Raw genomic sequence first — 18,483 nt, 5'->3', positions numbered from 1 at the left:
CGAGCCATGCTCGACTGCGGCATGCTCGACTGCGGCGTGAAGGCAGTCGAGCATGGCTCGACTCTACAATGGGCCATGCATTCCAAGAGCCCGCCCATGCGCATCGTCCACCACCTGGAAAACTCCCGTTCGCTGCGCGTGCTGTGGATGCTGGAGGAGCTGGGGCTGGACTACGAGCTGCGGCGCTACCCGCGCGATCCGAAGACGCTGCTGGCGCCGCCGGAGCTGCGCCAGGTCCACCCGCTCGGCAAATCGCCGGTGCTGCAGGATGGCGATCTGGTGCTGGCCGAGTCCGGGGCGATCCTCGACTACCTCGTCGACCGCTACGACACCGGGCGCCAGTTCTCGCCGTCGCCGGTACCGGCCGACGGTGCCGAGCGCATCGACTACCGCTACTGGCTGCATTACGCCGAAGGTTCGGCGATGCCGCCGCTGCTGCTGACCCTGGTGATCGGCCGCATCCGCAGCGCACCGATGCCGTTCTTCGCCCGGCCGATTGCCCGCGGCATTGCCGACAAGGCCGAGCGCAGTTTCATTGGCCCGCAACGTCGCCTGCACCTGGACTGGATGGAGCGACGGCTGGCCGAAAGCCCCTGGTTCGCCGGTGACCGTTTCACCGCCGCCGACATCCAGATGAGTTTCCCGATCCAGGCGGCTGCAGCCCGTGGGGGTGGCCTGGACGACAAGCCGGCCCTGCGCAGCTTCCTTGCACGCATCGGCGAGCGCCCGGCCTACCGGCGTGCCGAGGCGCACGGCGGCGCCCTGCAGGCCCTGCGCGGCGATTGAGGAGCGGCCCTGCCGCCCCCATCCTGCAGGGATGGATACCAGCGCCCCCCGTTTCGACAACCGCCTGCTGAGCGCCCTGCCGGGCGACCCCGAGAGCGGCCCGCGCCGCCGCGAAGTGCGCGGCGCCGCATGGTCACCGGTGATGCCGACCCCCGTGGCCGCCCCCACGTTGCTGGCCTGGTCGCCGGACGTGGCCGCGCTGCTGGGCCTGGAAGCAGCAGACGTGGAAGGCGACGACTTTGCCCAGGTATTTGGCGGCAACGCGCTGTACGCAGGCATGCAGCCATGGGCAGCCAACTACGGTGGCCACCAGTTCGGCCATTGGGCGGGCCAGCTGGGCGATGGCCGGGCGATTTCGCTGGGTGAACTGGTGGCGGCCGATGGCCGGCACTGGGAGCTGCAGCTGAAGGGCGCCGGGCCGACCCCGTACTCGCGCGGCGCCGATGGCCGTGCCGTGCTGCGTTCGTCCATCCGCGAGTTCCTGTGCAGCGAAGCGATGCATCACCTGGGCGTGCCGACCACGCGCGCCTTGTCGCTGGTCGGCACGGGCGAAGACGTGGTGCGCGACATGTTCTACGACGGCCACCCGCGCGCCGAGCCGGGCGCCATCGTCTGCCGTGTCGCGCCGTCGTTCATCCGCTTCGGCACCTTCGAACTGCCGGCATCCCGCGGCGAGACCGCGCTGCTGAAGCAGCTGGCCGAGGCCTGCATCGCCCGCGACTTCCCCGAGCTGCAGGGCGAGGGCGAGGCGTTGTACGGCGACTGGTTCGCGCAGATCGCCGTGCGCACCGCCGAGCTGATGGCGCACTGGATGCGCGTCGGTTTCGTGCACGGAGTGATGAACACCGACAACCTGTCCGTGCTGGGCCTGACCATCGACTACGGCCCGTACGGCTGGGTGGAGGATTACGACCCGGAGTGGACGCCCAACACCACCGACGCCCAAGGCCGCCGCTACCGCTTCGGTACCCAGCCGCAGGTGGCGTACTGGAACCTCAACCGGCTTGCGCAGGCACTGTCGCCGCTGTTCGCCGACGTGCAGCCGCTGCAGGCCGGTCTGGCTGCGTTCCAATCCACCTTCGTCGCCTGCACGCGCCGCGATGCCGCCGCCAAGCTGGGCCTGGCCGCCGCCGATGACGAAGACCTGCAGCTTTACCTGCGCTGGCAGCAATTGCTGCAGGACGGCGGCATGGACATGACGTTGGCCTGGCGCGCGTTGATGCGCGTGGACGCGGCGGCGCCGGATGCAGGTTTGCTCGAAGCGGTGTACTACGACGAAGCTCGCCGGCAGGCGGTGCAGGTGCCGCTGCAGCAGTGGTTGCAGGACTACGCCGCGCGGCTGCGTGTCGATCCGCTGGCGGCCGATGCGCGCCTGGCAAAGATGGCGGCGGCCAATCCGCTGTACGTGCTGCGCAACTGGTTGGCGCAGGAAGCGATCGACCGGGCGGAGCAGGGCGACCTGGAAGGCGTGCACGCGCTGCAGGACGTGCTGCGCGACCCGTACACGGAACGCCCGGGGCTGGAGCACTATGCCGGCAAGCGGCCGGCGTGGGCGGATGACCGCGCGGGCTGCTCGATGCTGTCCTGCAGTTCGTAGGGGGTTTTTTCTGCAGGGCTTGCAGCCCTGCACCTGCCGAAGCAACAGCAAAAGCGTGCTATCCGTGGGATGGCGGGGGGGGTCCGGTTGAGGGGGACGCTGCAAGTACGTCCATGTAAGCTCGGTCGCCGCATCCATGCGGCTCACGCCCCCTCAACCGGACCCACCCCGCCTTCGACAGTTTTCTGCGGTCTGTTGGAACTTGCTGCTGTTGGTGCCAGCTGCTCTTGGTGGGTGCCGACCGTTGGTCGGCACGGGGTTGGATATCCCGGCGTTGCCAGTAGATCCACGCCATGCGTGGATGAATTCATCCGATATCTGACAGATGTGCCGACCAACGGTCGGCACCCACCAACAGCACACGGAACCCGCCATCCCACGGAATGTGGCCTTTGACGTTGACGTTGACGTTGCCTTGGCTCGAAGCAGGTGCAGGGCGGCAGCCCTGCCAACAGCCCCCTACAACGATGGTATTACCCATTCAGTGCGATATTCGCACGCGTAGTCGATTACCGCACTTGAATGGTGCAGTGCGATAAACCTAATTTCACTCCCACAGTTTCACAGCAGTCCAAGCGATCCACCCCTGGCGGGGCGAGGGCAGCAGCCGGTCCGGTGCTGAAGCCAGGTGCAGGGGAAGACCGCCGGATTTCCCTTCATCTGTGCGGAGTGATCGCATGCGCCGTCGTCTGTCCGTTGTTTCCGTGTCCCTGCTTGCCGTGCTGCCGTCGCTGGCGCTGGCCTACCAGGCCGAACCGCCGCGCGAAGACCTGCAGGTCCTGCGCGTGGACCGCTATGCCGACGACGCCAATGCCGGCTCGCTGCGCTGGGCCATCACCACCGCCAACGCTGCGCCGGGCCGCTATCGCATCGAGATCGACGCCGTCGGCGCCGCGCCCTACGTGATCAAGCCGGCCGCGCCGCTGCCGGAAATCAAGGGCCCGGTGCAGATCATCGGCACGCCGTGGGCGCGCGATGGCCAGTACGTCGCCATCGATGGTTCGGCCTACGTCACCGGCACCGGTACCGATGCCTGCCCGGGCGCCGAGCCAGGCCAGTCCGGCACCAACGTGCGCACCACCACGCTGCCGGGCCTGGTCCTGCGCGATACCCAGGGCGTGGAACTGGCCGGCCTGGAGATCCGCAACTTCTGCATCGGCGTGCTGGTCAACCGCGCCAGCCACAACGAGATCCATGACAACCGCATCGTCGCCAACAAGGGCGGCGCCGGCATCATGCTCACCGGCGACGACGGCAAGGGCCAGTCCACCGCCACCACCACCGTGCACAACCGCATCGTGCGCAATGCGTTCCTCGACAACGGCGACGGCCTGGAGCTGACCCGCGGCGCGGCCTGGAACCTGGTGGCCGACAACCTGTTCCAGTCCACCCAGGCCAACCCGGAACCTTCGCAGGGCATCGAGATCCTGTGGGGCAACGACAACAGCGTGGTCCACAACCGCTTCGTCGATTACTCCGATGGCCTGCAGATCAACTGGGGCAACCGCAACTACATCGCGGCCAACACCTTCACCGGCAATTCGCTGGGCCTGAGCATCACCGGCAGCGGCAACGTGGTCGATGGCAACACCATCACCGGCAATGGCATCGGCATCGGCGTGCGCCCGCAGCCGGTCAGTGCGCCGAACCGCTTCACTGCCAACCGCATCTTCGGCAACGGCCTGCCGATCGAGCGCTGTGAAGCCGGCGGCGCCTGCGTGAAGGGCCAGCCGCGCGGCGCCATCGTGTTCGGCGTGCCGGGCTTGGAACACGCCAGCTTCGTCGGCTCGCGTGGCCGTGGCGTCGACAACGATCCATCCAAGCGTGCACGCATCTGCACCGCTGCCGGCCAGGCCGACTGCCAGCCGCTGCCGAACCTGGGCCAGGCAGCGCCGCAGCTGACCGCCGTGCAGGGCAAGGGCGCGCAGCGCCAGCTGACCGGCCGTTTCCAGGGCGTGCCCGACAGCCGCTACCAGGTGGAAGTGTTCGGCAACCGTGCAGCCAGCGGCAGCGAGGCCGAGCTGGTGCTGGGCAGCGTTGAGGCCCGCACCGATGCGCAGGGGCAGGGCAGCTTCACCTTCGCGCTCGGTGCCGGGGCAGATGCTGCCGCTGCCGGCAGCCTGACCGCCACCGTCACCTCGGCGCAGGGCGCCACCTCCCCCCTGAGCGCGCCGCTGTCGCTGCGCTGATCACCTCCACGAGACCGCGACCATGAATCCTGCGAAATCCCCTTCACTGGGCCTGTCCCTGGGCATCCTTGCCACTGCGCTGCTGCCGGCCCTGGCCAGCGCCCAGTCCAGCAACCGCTACGACGGCAAGACCCTCACCGGCGACTGGGGCGGTACCCGCACCGACCTGTACGAGCGCGGCATCGCATTCCGCGGTGACTACGTGGGCGAAGCGATGGGCGTGGTGGACGGTGGCTACGGTGAAACCGGTGCGCGCTACGCGCAGCAGGTGCGCGTGGGCATGGACCTGGACATGGGCAAGCTGGCTGGCTGGGACGGCGGTGCGTTCCACTTCACCCTCAACGACCGTCGCGGCCGCAGCACCTCGGTGGACTTCGTCGGCAACCGCTTCCCGATCCAGGAAGCGTACGGCGGGCAGTACACGCGGCTGACCGAACTGAGCTACGACCAGACCTTCAACGCGGGCCAGTCGTACTACAAGCTGGGCTACTACGCGATGGGCAACCAGTTCGGCCTGCACAGCCTGCTGACCCACTTCGTCAACGCGGCCTTCTGCGCGCACCCGCTGGCGATGTCCGGCAACAGCGGCTGGTACAACTACCCGATGGCACGCTGGGGCGGCGAGTTCGCGCAGCAGATCAGCCCGGCGGTGAACGTGCGCACCGGCTGGTTCCAGGTCAATCCGAACCTCGGCGGCAACATCGAGCGCAATGCGTTCCGGCCGTTCGTCTCGGGCACCACCGGTTCGCTGTTCCCGGTGGAAGTGACCTGGACCCCGGCCAAGGGCAGCCGCTACGCTGGCGTCTACAAGTTCGGCGGTTACTACGACACCTCGCGCGTGAACAAGCGCGGCTTGGATACCTCGCCGACCACCGGCCGCCACGGCGCCTACGTGCTGGCCGAGCAGCGCCTGACCCAGGAGTCGGCCGACCCGAGCCGCGGCCTGACCGCGTTCGCGCAGTACATGGTGTCCGACACCGATACCGCGCAGATCAAGCGCTGGTATGCGCTGGGCGGCGTCTACCAGGGCATCGGCTCGCGCGCGCAGGACAGCATCGCGCTGGGCTACGTGGGCGCCGACATCAACGACCGCCTGGTCGATGCGCGCCGGGCCACGCTGATGAGCGGTGGCGTGCCCACCGATTCGCCGCTGTACAACCTCAGCCAGGCCGAGGAGCTGTTCGAACTGTCCTACAGCTTCCAGGTGAACCCGTGGCTGATGATCCGCCCGGACGTGCAGTACATCATCAACCCCGGCACCTTCAATTACAGCGGTACCGACAACGCCTGGGCCGTCGGTGTCCAGGCCAAGGTGACCTTCTGATGGCCGCGCGCTCCCTCCACGCTCTGGTGACTGCCATGAAATTCCCGTTCGCGTCCGTTGTCCTCGCCGGTGCGCTCGGCGCCTCCCCCCTGCTGGCCCTGGCCGCACCGCCGCCGGCGGTGCTGCAGGTTGGCCAGCTGCGCATCGGCGAGGGCAGCCCCCGCACCATCGTGCCGATCACCGGTGCCACGGCTGACGTTGCCCTGCAGCAGGCCGCCGCCATCGCGGCCAGCAAGGCCACCGACATCGCCGAGTGGCGCATCGACTACCTGGACATCGCCACCGACGGCAAGGCGCTGGTCGCGCTGGGCAAGCGCATCCAGGCGACGCTGGGCGGCAAGCCGGTCATCGTCACCTTCCGCACCAAGGCCGAAGGCGGCGCCAAGCCGATCAGCGATGCCGACTACGGCGCGCTCTACGCCACGCTGCTGCGCGGCGGTGTCGCCCAGCTGATCGACGTGGAGATGTTCCGCGACCCGAAGGTGGTGCAGGCGCTGGTAGCGCAGGCGCACAAGGCCGGGGTGAAGGTGGTGATGTCCAACCATGACTTCCATGCCACGCCGCCGCGCGAAGAGATCGTCGCGCGCCTGCTGAAGCAGCAGGAACTGGGCGCGGACGTGCTGAAGATCGCCGTGATGCCGCGCGATGCCGGTGATGTGCTGGCCCTGCTCGATGCCACCTGGCAGGTGCGCCAGCAGAGCGACAAGCCGCTGCTGACGATGTCGATGGGGGGCACCGGCGTGGTGTCCCGGCTCGCGGGCGAAACCTTCGGCCAGGCCCTGACCTTCGGCATGATCGGCACCCCGTCGGCGCCGGGCCAGGTCGAGGTCGATCGCCTGCAGGACGTCCTGCAGGTCATCCACGCATCCAGCCAGGCCGGTCGCTGAGACCTTCCCCGCCGGACGTTCCATCGCATCACGCTGTTGCAGGAAACCGCACCATGAGCCACGCCTCCGCCGCCGCACCCTCGCTTGTCCTGGAACGGATGAGCCCCTTCCAGTGGACCGCCATCGCCATCTGCGTGCTGTTGAACATGCTCGATGGCTTCGATGTGATGGTCATGGCCTTCACCGCACCGCACGTATCGGCGGACTGGGAACTGTCGGGCAAGGTGCTGGGGCTGATGCTCAGTGCCGGCCTGGTCGGCATGGCGCTGGGTTCGTTCCTGCTGGCGCCATTGGCGGATCGCTGGGGCCGGCGGCCGATGATCGTCTGCTGCCTGCTGATCCTGACCAGCGGCATGGCGCTGTCGGCGCTGGCGGCCAACGCCTGGCAGCTGGGCGCGCTGCGCGTGTATACGGGCATCGGCATCGGCGGCATGCTGGCCGGTGTCGGCGTGATCACCGCCGAGTACGCCAACGCCAAGTGGCGCAGCACGGCGGTCGCGCTGCAGGCCACCGGCTATCCCATCGGCGCCACTGCCGGCGGCCTGCTGGCGGCGTGGATGCTGGAGCACTGGTCCTGGCACAGCGTGTTCCTGATCGGTGCGGGTGCCTCGCTGCTGTGCATTCCGCTGGTGCTGAAGTGCCTGCCGGAATCGCTGGATTTCCTGGTCGCGCGTCGCCCGGCCAACGCGCTGCCGCGGCTGAACGCACTGCTGTCGCGCATGCGCATGCCGGAACTGCAGGCACTGCCGCCGGCGCCGGTGCGTGATGGTCAGCGCCAGGGCTATGCGGCGCTGTTCGTGGGCGACCTGCGCCGCGTCGCGCTGCTGATCGCGCTGGCCTTCTTCCTGCACATGTTCGCCTTCTACTTCGTGCTGAGCTGGACGCCGAAGCTGCTGGTCTCGGCCGGTGTCTCGGCGCAGCAGGGCATCACCGGTGGCGTGCTGCTGAACCTGGGCGGCATCGTCGGCGGCAGCCTGTTCGGCTGGCTGGCCTCGCGCTGGTCGCTGTCGAAACTGACCGCCGGTGCGCTGCTGCTGGCGATGGTCTCGATGCTGGGCTTTGCCGCCTTCAATACGCAGCTGGGCGTGGCGTTCCCGTTGGCATTCGTGATCGGCGCGGCCTTGTTCGCGGCGATGGCTGGCCTGTATGCGGCTGCGCCGGTGGTGTTCGCCGCCGAAGTGCGTACGACCGGCCTGGGCTGGGCCATCGGCATCGGCCGCGTCGGCGCGATTCTCTCGCCGCTCACCGTGGGTGTGCTGGTGGACGGCCACTGGCAGCCCTCGGCGCTGTACGTGCTGTGCGCGCTGCCACTGCTGCTGGCGGCCTGGGCATGCCTGGGCCTGCGCGTCGGCGTGGGCCAGAACCGGCGTTGAACCGATGTCCAGAGCCTATTACTCAATGTGCGATTATCGAATCAACTGGCCGAATATCGCATTGACCGGACGGGGCGCCGTGGCGACCATGTCCGGGTCGCGTTTTCCCTTCGCAGTGGCCCTGCAGCGTGGCGGCGGTGACCGCCGGCAGGCAGGGCAAGGAGCAATGCAGTGATCGACAAGACCGTGGCCAGCGTGGAAGCAGCGGTGGCCGATATCCATGATGGCGCCACCGTGATGATCGGCGGCTTTGGTACCGCCGGCATGCCTGACGAGCTGATCGACGCGCTCATCGCACAGGGCGCGCGCGAACTGACCATCATCAACAACAACGCCGGCAACGGCGATACCGGCCTGGCTGCGCTGATCAAGCACAAGCGCGTGCGCCGCATCGTCTGCTCGTTCCCGCGCCAGGCCGATTCGCAGCACTTCGACGCTGCTTACCGCGCTGGCGAGATCGAACTGGAGCTGGTGCCGCAGGGCAACCTGGCCGCGCGCATCCACGCGGCCGGCTCCGGCCTGGGCGCGATCTTCACCCCGACCGGCTACGGCACCGAGCTGGCCCAGGGCAAGGAAACGCGCGAGATCGATGGCCGCCACTACGTGCTCGAATACCCGTTGCATGCCGATTTCGCGCTGATCAAGGCCGACCGCGGCGACCGCTGGGGCAACCTGGTGTATCGCAAGACCGCGCGCAACTTCGGCCCGCTGATGGCCATGGCCGCACGCTGCGCCATCGTGCAGGTGCGTGAGGTGGTGGCGCTGGGCGAACTGGACCCGGAGGCCGTGGTGACGCCCGGCATCTTCGTACAGCGCGTAGTGCCGGTGGCCGCAGAAGGAGTGCAGGCATGAACAAGCTCAGCCGCGAACAGATGGCCGCGCGCGTGGCGCGCGATATTCCCGAAGGGGCCTACGTCAACCTGGGCATCGGCCTGCCGACCACGGTGGCCAACTTCCTGCCGGCCGACAAGGAGATCTTCCTGCAGTCGGAAAACGGCCTGCTGGGCATGGGCCCGGCGCCGGCCCCTGGCCAGGAAGATCCGGACCTGATCAACGCCGGCAAGCAGCCGGTCACGCTGCTGACCGGTGGCTGCTATTTCCACCATGCCGATTCGTTCGCGATGATGCGTGGCGGCCACCTGGACATCTGCGTGCTCGGAGCGTTCCAGGTGTCGGCACACGGCGATCTGGCGAACTGGAGCACGGGCGCTGCCGACGCGATCCCCGCAGTGGGCGGTGCGATGGACCTGGCCATCGGTGCCAAGCAGGTCTTCGTGATGATGGACCTGTTCACCAAGAAGGGCGAAAGCAAGCTGGTGGCCGAGTGCAGCTACCCGCTCACCGGCCTGCGCTGCGTGTCGCGCGTTTATACCGATGTGGCGGTGTTCGACCTCGGCGCCGACGGTGCGACCGTGCTGGAAATGGTCGAGGGCATGGACATCGAACAACTGCGTGAACTGACCGGCCTGCCGCTGGCACTGGCCGAGGGAGCCTGAGATGAGCTTGCACGAGACCTACATCGTCGATGGCATCCGCACCCCGATCGGCCGCTACGGCGGCGCGCTGTCCGGCGTGCGCGCCGATGACCTCGGCGCGATCCCGCTGAAGGCACTGCTGGCGCGCCACCCGCAGCTGGACCCGGCACTGATCGAGGATGTCTACCTCGGCTGCGCCAACCAGGCCGGCGAAGACAACCGCAACGTTGCCCGCATGAGCCTGCTGCTGGCCGGCCTGCCGGTGACGGTGCCGGGCAGCACGATCAACCGCCTGTGTGGTTCGGGCCTGGATGCGATCGGCACCGTGGCCCGCGGCATTGCGGCGGGCGAGCTGGGCCTGGCCATCGCCGGCGGCGTCGAATCGATGTCGCGCGCGCCGTTCGTGATGGGCAAGGCGACTTCGGCGTTTGCCCGCGACCAGCAGATCGAAGACACCACCATGGGCTGGCGCTTCATCAACCCGCGCCTGCGTGAACTGCACGGCGTGGAAACCATGGGCCAGACCGCCGAGAACGTGGCCGAGCGCTACGGCATCAGCCGCGAGGACCAGGATGCGTTCGCCCTGCGCAGCCAGCAGCGCACGGCTGCTGCGCAGGCGCGTGGCTTCTTCGACGGCGAAATCGTCGCGGTGGACGTGCCGGGCCGCAAGCGTGGCGAGACCGTGACCGTCGACCGCGATGAACACCCGCGCGGCGACACCACCGCCGAGGCCCTGGCCAAGCTGAAGCCGCTGTTCCGCCAGCCGGGCACGGTCACCGCCGGCAATGCCTCGGGCATCAACGATGGCGCCGCCGCGCTGCTGCTCGCGTCGGGCGCGCAGGTGAAGGCGCTGGGCCTGACCCCGCGCGCGCGCATTCTTGGTTTTGCCAGCGCCGGCGTGGAGCCGGCCATCATGGGCATGGGCCCGGTGCCGGCCAGCCAGAAGCTGATGGCACGGCTGGGCCTGTCGATCACCGATTTCGATGCCATCGAACTGAACGAAGCCTTCGCCTCGCAGGGCCTGGCCTGCATGCGCCAGCTCGGCCTGGCCGACGACGCCGCGCACGTGAACCCCAACGGCGGTGCCATCGCCCTGGGCCACCCGCTGGGCATGAGCGGTGCGCGGCTGGCGCTGACCCTGCTGCGCCAGCTGGAAGCCAGCGGTGGCCGCCGTGGCCTGGCCACGATGTGCATCGGCGTGGGGCAGGGCGTGGCGCTGGCCATCGAACGCGTGTAAGCCTTCCACCGGATCCATGATCTGCAAGACAGCCGCGGCCCCTGGGCCGCTCGCCAACAGGAGTACGCCATGAGCGATCCCACCGAACTGCGCGGCTACCGCAAGCCGTACCCCGGCAGCCAGCCGCCGCGCATCCACCTGCCGTATGCCTCCACCGCGCTGCGTGGCCCGGGTACCGACCCGATCGCCATCCCGGTGACGCTCTCGGAAGTGACCGGCCCGAGCATCAACCGCATCACCCTGGGTGAGCATGCCGCCGACCTGACGGCCGGCTTCCCCGGCCAGCCGCAGGGCGAGCGCATCATCGTCAGCGGCCGCGTGCTGGACGAGAACGGCCGCCCGGTGCGCAACACCGTGGTCGAGGTCTGGCAGTGCAATGCCGCCGGCCGCTACCTGCACAAGGGCGACCAGCACGACGCACCGCTGGACCCCAACTTCAAGGGCACCGGCCAGGTGCTGACCGACAGCGAAGGCCGCTACCGGTTCACCACCATCAAGCCCGGCGCGTACCCGTGGCGCAACCACTACAACGCCTGGCGCCCGGCGCACATCCATTTCTCGCTGCATGGCGATGGCATCGGCCAGCGCCTGGTCACGCAGATGTATTTCCCCAACGACCCGCTGCTGGCGTTCGATCCCATCTACAACTGCGTGGATGACGCCAAGGCGCGCGAGCGCATGGTGTCCTCGTTCGACTGGGAAAACACCGCCAACGAGTTCGCGCTCGGCTACCGCTTCGACATCGTGCTGCGCGGTCGCAAGATGACCGTCTGGGAGTAAGACCATGAGTTTCCAATCCACTCCGTGGCAGACCGTAGGCCCGTACTACCGCCTGGGCCTGGAACCGCTGTACCGCACCGAAATCGCCCCGGCCACCGCGCAGGGTGAACGCGTGGAGGTGCAGGGCCAGGTGTTCGATGGCAACGGCGTACCGGTGTCCGATGCCGTGCTGGAAATCTGGCAGGCCGACGCGCAGGGCATCTACGCCCATGGCGAAGACCCGCGTCGCGGCAATCACGACCCGGCCTTCGACGGCTGGGGCCGCGTGCCCACCGATGACCAGGGCCGCTTCGCCTTCACCACCGTCAAGCCGGGCCGCGTGCCGGGCCTGCGTGGCGAGCCGCAGGCACCGCACCTGATGGTGCTGGTGTTCATGCGCGGCCTGCTGCAGGCCACCCGTGGCCGCATCTACTTCAGTGACGAGGCCAGCAATGGCGAGGACGGCATCCTCGTGCTGGTGCCGGCCGAACGCCGCCACACCCTGGTCGCGCAGGCGCAGGGCAAGGGCCTGTACCGCTGGGACGTGCGCATGCAGGGCCCGGATGAAACGGTGTTCTTCGCCTACTGACGCCGGCGCGCCCGACGCGCCTTCCGGCCACTCCACGCCCGCGTGCGGCGCGCGCGGGTAAGCTGTGGCCACCCAGGATGGACTGCACCAATGAGCCACTCCCCAACGCTGCTGGGCGGTCTGTTCGGCGACCCCGCCGTCGACGCCGTGTTCAGTGATGAAGCACGCCTGCAGGCGATGCTGGATGTCGAACGCGCCCTGGCGCGCGCGCAGGTGCAGTGCGGGGTGATCCCCGCCGCTGTGCTGGCGCCGATCGAAGCGGCCTGCAGCGCCGACCTGTACGCAGTACCCGCGCTGTCGGCCGCTACGGCACTCGCCGGCAACCCGGCCATTCCGCTGGTCAAGGCGCTTACCGCGCAGGTCAAGGCGAACGATGCCGACGCCGCGCGCTGGGTGCACTGGGGCGCCACCAGCCAGGACATCATCGATACCGGCGCAGTGCTGCAGCTGCGCGCGGCGGTCAGCCACGTGCGGGCGCGCCTGCAGGTGCTGTGCACGGCGCTGGCGCGGCTGGCCGAGGCCGAGCGCGGCACCGGCCTGCCGGGGCGCACGCTGCTGCAGCAGGCGGTGCCGGTGACCTTCGGGTTGAAGGCGGCCGGTTGGCTGGATGCCCTGCAGCGCAGCCAGCGGCGACTTGAAGCGCTGGCCGACGACACCCTGGTGCTGCAGTTCGGCGGTGCCGCCGGTACGCTGGCCTCGCTGCAGGCACGAGGGCTGGAGGTGGCCGAAGCTCTCGCCGACGAGCTGCAGTTGCCGCTGCCGGCGCTGCCCTGGCACACCGCGCGTGACCGCATCGCCGAGTTCGGCAGCGTGTTCGCGCTGCTGACCGGCAGCCTCGGCAAGATCGCCACCGACATCGTGCTGCTGATGCAGTCGGAAGTTGCTGAAGCCTTCGAGCCGGCGGGCGAGGGCAAGGGTGGTTCTTCGGCGATGCCGCACAAGCGCAACCCCGTTGGCTGCGTGGCGGCCATTGCCGCCGCAACGCGCGTGCCGGGCCTGCTGTCCACGTTGTTCAGCGCCCTGCCGCAGCCGCACGAGCGCGCGGCCGGGCAATGGCACGCCGAGTGGGACACCGTGCCGGAGATCGTGCGCCTGTGCGCCGGCAGCCTGGCCCAGGTGAGCGTGGTGGTGCAGGGTCTGCAGCTGGACCGCGAACGCATGCGCCAGCACCTGGACAGCCATGGTGGCCTGCTCTATGCCGAAGCCGTCGCAGTCACCCTGGGCGAGCGCATCGGCAAGCCGGCCGCGCACGCCCTGGTGGAACGCGCCGCCAAGCAGGCGCTGGCGCAGTCGCTGCATCTGCGCGAGGTGCTGGGGCAGACGCCGGACGTCGCCGCGCAGCTTTCCACCGCACAACTCGATGCCCTGTTCGCCGCCGACAGCTGGCGCGGCATGGCCGATACCTGGATCGACCGCGTGCTCGCGCGCGGCTGATCCCCACATTCGCTGGAGCACGCATGCCCTTCCTCGACCTTCCGCAGCATCGCCTGCATTACCAGACCGAGGGCCGCGCCGATGGGCCGTGGCTGACCTTCTGCAATTCGCTGGGTACCGACCTGGGCATGTGGCAGCCGCAGGTGGATGTACTGGCCTCGCAGTACCGCATCCTGCGCTATGACCGCCGCGGCCATGGCCAGTCCAGTGTGCCGCCGGGGCTGTACACCGTGGCCGAACTGGGCGCCGACGTGCTGGCGTTGTGGGATCACCTTGGCATCGAGCGCAGCCATTTCTGCGGGTTGTCGATCGGTGGCCTGACCGGGCAGTGGCTGGGCGTGCATGCGGGCAACCGCCTGCGCACGCTCACCGTGGCTGCCACCGCAGCCAAGATCGGTACGCTGGACGGTTGGCAGGCGCGCATCGCCCAGGTCCAGCACGATGGCCTGCTGCCGTTGGTGGACGGCACCCGCGAGCGCTGGTTCACCGCCGCCTTCGCACAGACCCACGCGAGCCAGGTGGAGGACATCCTGCAGCGCTTCCTCGCCACCAGCGTGGCCGGCTATGCAGGCTGCTGCAACGCCGTGGGCATGGCCGATTTCCGTGATGTGCTGGGCCGCATCGGCGTGCCGCTGCTGGCCATTGCCGGTGACGACGATCCGGTCTGCGTGCCGGCCGAGCTGCAGGCCATCGCCGAGGGCGTGGCCCATGGCCACTTTGCCGCGGTTCCCGGCCGCCACATCTGCAATCTGGAATCGCCGCAGGCGTTCACTGCCGCACTGGCCGCGCATCTTTCCGCGCAGCACTGAATCACTCAACAGGGTTATGACGATGGACGAACAGGAACGCTACGAAGCCGGCCTTGCGGTGCGCCGCCAGGTGCTGGGCGAGGCGCACGTTGACCGCTCGCTGCAGGCGCGCACCGAGTTCACGACTGAATTCCAGGATTTCATCACCCGCACGGCGTGGGGCACGGTGTGGACGCGCGAGGGACTGCCGCGGCATACGCGCTCGCTGCTGACCATCGTGATGATGGTGGCGCTGGGCCACGATGAAGAGTTCAAGCTGCACATCCGTGCCGCCCGCAACAACGGCGTAACGCCGGAGGAGATCAAGGAGGTGCTGCTGCAGGCCGCGATCTATTGTGGCGTGCCGGCGGCCAACCACGCGTTCGCGCTGGCCAAGCCGATCCTGGAAGAGCAGGCCGCCGGCTGACATCGGGGTCGGATCCCTTTCCAAAGGAAAGGGCTCTGACCCCAGGTCGCAGCGTCGCCCAGCGGGGTCAGAGCCCTTTGCGTTGCAAAGGGATCCGACCCCGGCGATCAGCTCAATTCAACAACGTACCCAAACGCTGTGCCGCTTCGCGCAGGCGCGGCAGCAGCTGGGTCTGCATCACGCCCAGGCCGATGCGGCCCGCCTGGGTGCCGATGTTCAGCGCGGCCACCACATCGCCGCTGCGCGAACGCACCGGCACGGCGATCGAGCGCAGGCCGATCTCCAGCTCCTGGTCGACCAGCGAGACGCCTTCGCGGCGCACCTTTTCCAGCAGGTCGAGGAAGTCATCCATGCGGGTGACGGTGCGGTCGGTGCGCGGCCGCAGCGGGTTGCGTTCCAGGTAGCCTTCCAGCGTGTCGCGCGGCAGGGCGGCCAGCAGCACGCGGCCCATCGACGTGCAGTAGGCCGGCAGGCGGCTGCCCGCACGCAGGCCGATCGACATGATGCGAACGGTTTCCGCGCGTGCTACGTACAGGATGTCATCGCCATCGAGCACGCCCAGCGAGCAGGATTCGTGCACGTCATCGCGCAGGGCATCCAGCACCGGCTGTGCGGCCGCGGTCATCGACGACGAGGCGACGTAGGCGCCGCCCATGCCCAGCACGCGCGGCAGCAGCACGAAGCCGCGGCCCTGTTCGCCCACGTAGCCCAGCTTTTCCAGCGTGTACAGCACCCGGCGCACGGCTGCGCGCGAGATGCCGGTATCGGTGCTGATCTGCGACATCGTCACTTCGCGCGGGTGCTGCGAGAACACGCTCAGCACGGCCAGGCCGCGGCCGAGCGAGGTCATGAAATCCGGATCGCCCTGGTTGTCCTGGATCTGCTGCATCAGCTCATGGGCCAGGCCGCGGTCCTGGGGTGGCGCAGGCGGGCGCTTGGGACGACGGCTGGGAGGAACGGCAGGCATGGCAGCAGCTTTCATCAGGTTCGACCTTGCATGGTAAGCGCTGGAAACGGTATCCGGTACCCACGCGGCGCAGCCTGGCAGGCTGCACCGCATGGCACAGCTCACTTGCGCTCGGGCAGCGCGTAGGCGATCACGTAGTCGCCACGGTCCGGCGACTGGCGTGCGCCACCGGCGGAAATCACCACGTACTGGCGGCCGGTCTTCGGCGAAACGTAGGTCATCGGCGTGCCCTGGCTGCCGACCGGCATGCGTGCCTTCCACACTTCCTCGCCGGTGCGGCTGTCATAGGCGCGCAGGTAGTAATCCTGCGTACCGGCGAAGAACAGCAGGCCCGACTGCGTAGCCAGCGAACCACCCAGCGTCGGCATGCCGATCGGAATCGGCAGGCCCATCTTGATGCCCATCGGCCCGGTGTCCTTCACCGTGCCCACCGGCACCTGCCAGACCAGCTGGCGGGTGGCCAGGTTGATCGCCGACATCGTGCCGAACGGCGGCTTCTGGCAGGGGATGCCCAGCTTGGACAGGAAGCGGTCGCGCAGCGAGCCGTACGGCGTGCCGGTCTGCGAAGCCGCACCCATTTCCACGCCACCGTCGCCGCTGGTCATCTGCGCGCGCGGGATGAGCTTGGTCCACAGGCCCAGGCGCATATCGTTGACGAACAGATAGCCGGTGGTCGGGTCGATCGAGGCGCTGCCCCAGTTCATGCCGCCCAGCGAACCCGGCCACTGCAGCGCGAGGTCTTCGCCCGGCGGCGTGTACATGCCGTCGTAGCGGAACTGCTTGAACTGGATGCGGCACAGCATCTGGTCGATCGGGGTGGCGCCCCACATGTCCGATTCGGTCAGCGTCTGCGCACCGATCTGCGGCAGGCCCACCGACAGCGGCTGGGTCGCGGCGTAGCGCTCGCCCTGTGCATTGCCCTGCGGCGCGGGGATGTTGCGCACCTCGCTGATCGGCACGCCGGTCTGGCGGTTGAGCATGAAGATCTGCCCGGCCTTGGTGATCTGCAGCAGGGCCGGCAGCGTGCCGCCCTTGCCGTCGGGCACGTCGGTCAGGGTCGGCTGCGCCGGCAGGTCGTAGTCCCACAGATCGTGGTGCACGGTCTGGTAGACCCAGCGCTCCTTGCCGGTGGCCACGTCCAGCGCGACCACGGCCGAGCTGTACTTGTCATCCTGCGGGGTACGCTCGCCGGCCCACTGGTCCGGCGTGGTGTTGCCGGTGGGCAGGTAGACCAGGCCCAGCTGCGGGTCGTAGGCCATCGAGGTCCACACGTTCGGGGTGGCACGGGTGTAATGGATCGACGGATCCAGCGGCACGTCCGGGGTTTCCTTGGACAGATCCCAGACCCAGGCCAGCGCACCGGTACGCACGTTGTAGGCACGCACCACGCCGGACGGTTCACCCACTTCGATGTTGTCGGCCACGCGGCCGCCAACCACGATCAGCTCGCCCGCCACCAGCGGCGCGGCGGTGAGCGTATAGAAGCCGGGCTTGATCTCGCCCATGCCGGTCTTCAGGTCGACCACGCCGTTGCTGCCGAAGTCCGGGCACAGCGCGCCGGTCTTCGCATCCAGCGCGAACAGGCGCGCATCGATCGAGGTCATCAGGATGCGCTTTTCGCACAGGGCCGGGCCGGCGCTGGCGGTTTCGGTGGCCGGCATCGGCGCGGGCGCCGGGGCCGCTGCAGTCGCCGCCGCGGGTGCGGTCGCTGCATCGAAATAGCCGAGGCCGCGGCAGCGCTGCCAGTTCGGTGCGGTCGCCTTGGGGTCGAAGGCCCAGCGCTGCTTGCCGGAGTCGGCATCGATGGCGATCACCTGGTTGTGCGGCGTGCACAGGTACAGGGTGTCGCCGATCTGCAGCGGGGTGTTCTGGTCCTCGGCACCGAAGCCGTTGCTTTCCGGCACGTCGCCGGTGTGCGCGGTCCAGGCAACCTGCAGTTCCTTCACGTTGGCCGGGGTGATCTGGTCCAGCGCGGCGAAGCGGGTGCCGGCGGTGGTGTTGCCCCAGTGCATCCAGTCGCGCTGTTCAGCGCTCTTGGCCACCGGCACCACCGGCGGCGTGGTGCCCTGCGCGGTCTGTACCGGGCGCGGCTGGAAGGCGGAAAAGGCCGTGCCCAGCAGGCCAACCAGCAGCACTGCAGCCACGCCATAGGCGCCGCGACCGGCAGCCTGGCCGCGGCTGCGGCGCAGCACCGGCCAGGCCAGGGCAACCAGCAGGGCCAGCACGGCCGGCATCACCAGGCGCGAGACCAGCGGCCAGAACTCCCAGCCCGCATCCACCAGCGCCCAGGCCAGTGTGGCCACGAAGGCCAGGCCGTACAGCAGCGCGCCGTTCGGCCGGCGCATCGCCAGCAGCACGCCAGCCACGGCCGACACCGCACCCATCAGCAGGAAATACCAACTGCCCCCCAGCATTACCAGGCGAACACCACCGACCAGCAGAGCCAGGCCGAACAGGGTCACCAGGATGCCGAGCAGGACCACCAGCACACGGCACAGGGCCGGAACTTTCGTCGTCTCGTCCACGTTGCATGAACCTCATTGCGAAAAACCCGCGCGGAGGCGGGAAAGCCCCGCGCGCGCCAGGCGTGGCGGGGGCCGTCGGCATCCCGGGCGGCTGCGGGCCATGGCGGCGGGCAGGCGTCTGCCTGC

16 protein-coding genes are annotated in these 18,483 nt (G+C 68.8%); 14 read left to right on the top strand and 2 right to left on the bottom strand.

The features are described 5' to 3' along the window. Window positions 1–96: 96 nt before the first annotated feature. The 14 genes from C1926_RS12730 to pcaC all read left to right on the top strand — a co-directional run bounded on the left by C1926_RS12730 (window position 97) and on the right by pcaC (window position 14,865). Window positions 97–786 (top strand): glutathione S-transferase, encoded by a 690-nt coding sequence (locus C1926_RS12730; RefSeq protein WP_079221582.1) that lies wholly within the window; start codon window positions 97–99, stop codon window positions 784–786. A 31-nt stretch (window positions 787–817) separates the two neighbouring features. Beyond that, complete coding sequence (locus C1926_RS12725) at window positions 818–2,383, top strand: YdiU family protein (RefSeq protein WP_108759437.1); 1,566 nt, start codon at window positions 818–820, stop codon at window positions 2,381–2,383. A 677-nt stretch (window positions 2,384–3,060) separates the two neighbouring features. Beyond that, entirely contained in the window at window positions 3,061–4,572 is a 1,512-nt protein-coding gene (locus C1926_RS12720; RefSeq protein WP_108759436.1) for a NosD domain-containing protein, read from the top strand. A gap of 22 nt (window positions 4,573–4,594) precedes the next feature. Next, complete coding sequence (locus C1926_RS12715) at window positions 4,595–5,896, top strand: carbohydrate porin (protein WP_108759435.1); 1,302 nt, start codon at window positions 4,595–4,597, stop codon at window positions 5,894–5,896. Between the two features lie 35 nt (window positions 5,897–5,931). After that, window positions 5,932–6,783, top strand: a complete 852-nt coding sequence (gene aroD / locus C1926_RS12710) for a type I 3-dehydroquinate dehydratase (RefSeq protein ID WP_254057262.1) — start codon at window positions 5,932–5,934, stop codon at window positions 6,781–6,783. A 53-nt stretch (window positions 6,784–6,836) separates the two neighbouring features. Continuing rightward, window positions 6,837–8,156 (top strand): MFS transporter, encoded by a 1,320-nt coding sequence (locus C1926_RS12705; protein WP_079221587.1) that lies wholly within the window; start codon window positions 6,837–6,839, stop codon window positions 8,154–8,156. 171 nt (window positions 8,157–8,327) lie between these two features. Then, window positions 8,328–9,008 carry a 3-oxoacid CoA-transferase subunit A gene (locus C1926_RS12700; RefSeq protein ID WP_079221588.1) on the top strand — a complete coding sequence of 227 codons (681 nt, stop codon included), beginning with the start codon at window positions 8,328–8,330 and terminating at the stop codon, window positions 9,006–9,008. Further along, a complete protein-coding gene (locus C1926_RS12695; protein ID WP_079221589.1) occupies window positions 9,005–9,652 on the top strand; it encodes a 3-oxoacid CoA-transferase subunit B in 648 nt (215 codons plus the stop codon). The genes C1926_RS12700 and C1926_RS12695 overlap by 4 nt, the downstream gene beginning before the upstream one ends. Before the next feature lie 7 nt (window positions 9,653–9,659). Beyond that, window positions 9,660–10,868, top strand: coding sequence for a 3-oxoadipyl-CoA thiolase (pcaF, locus tag C1926_RS12690; protein ID WP_108760691.1), 1,209 nt, complete (start codon window positions 9,660–9,662; stop codon window positions 10,866–10,868). A 69-nt stretch (window positions 10,869–10,937) separates the two neighbouring features. Then, window positions 10,938–11,648: a protocatechuate 3,4-dioxygenase subunit beta gene (gene pcaH / locus C1926_RS12685; protein ID WP_079221590.1), complete on the top strand. Its 711-nt coding sequence runs from the start codon at window positions 10,938–10,940 to the stop codon at window positions 11,646–11,648. A 4-nt stretch (window positions 11,649–11,652) separates the two neighbouring features. Continuing rightward, window positions 11,653–12,216, top strand: coding sequence for a protocatechuate 3,4-dioxygenase subunit alpha (gene pcaG / locus C1926_RS12680; protein ID WP_108759433.1), 564 nt, complete (start codon window positions 11,653–11,655; stop codon window positions 12,214–12,216). Window positions 12,217–12,306: 90 nt separating this feature from the next. After that, window positions 12,307–13,650, top strand: coding sequence for a 3-carboxy-cis,cis-muconate cycloisomerase (locus C1926_RS12675; protein ID WP_108759432.1), 1,344 nt, complete (start codon window positions 12,307–12,309; stop codon window positions 13,648–13,650). 23 nt (window positions 13,651–13,673) lie between these two features. Beyond that, entirely contained in the window at window positions 13,674–14,459 is a 786-nt protein-coding gene (pcaD, locus tag C1926_RS12670) for a 3-oxoadipate enol-lactonase (RefSeq protein ID WP_108759431.1), read from the top strand. A gap of 22 nt (window positions 14,460–14,481) precedes the next feature. Further along, on the top strand, window positions 14,482–14,865 hold the full coding sequence (gene pcaC / locus C1926_RS12665) for a 4-carboxymuconolactone decarboxylase (protein ID WP_108759430.1): 384 nt from the start codon (window positions 14,482–14,484) through the stop codon (window positions 14,863–14,865). 112 nt (window positions 14,866–14,977) lie between these two features. Here the strand turns inward: pcaC and C1926_RS12660 are convergent, their stop codons facing one another. Next, window positions 14,978–15,832: an IclR family transcriptional regulator C-terminal domain-containing protein gene (locus C1926_RS12660; protein WP_079221595.1), complete on the bottom strand. Its 855-nt coding sequence runs from the start codon at window positions 15,830–15,832 to the stop codon at window positions 14,978–14,980. Between the two features lie 101 nt (window positions 15,833–15,933). Next, on the bottom strand, window positions 15,934–18,357 hold the full coding sequence (locus C1926_RS12655; protein ID WP_108759429.1) for a membrane-bound PQQ-dependent dehydrogenase, glucose/quinate/shikimate family: 2,424 nt from the start codon (window positions 18,355–18,357) through the stop codon (window positions 15,934–15,936). Window positions 18,358–18,483: the final 126 nt, after the last annotated feature.

Origin of the sequence: Stenotrophomonas sp. ZAC14A_NAIMI4_1 (assembly GCF_003086915.1) — a bacterium.
In the GTDB taxonomy this organism is placed as follows: domain Bacteria; phylum Pseudomonadota; class Gammaproteobacteria; order Xanthomonadales; family Xanthomonadaceae; genus Stenotrophomonas.
Note: the sequence above shows the minus strand (reverse complement) of the source record. Positions and strands in the feature narration are given on the sequence as shown.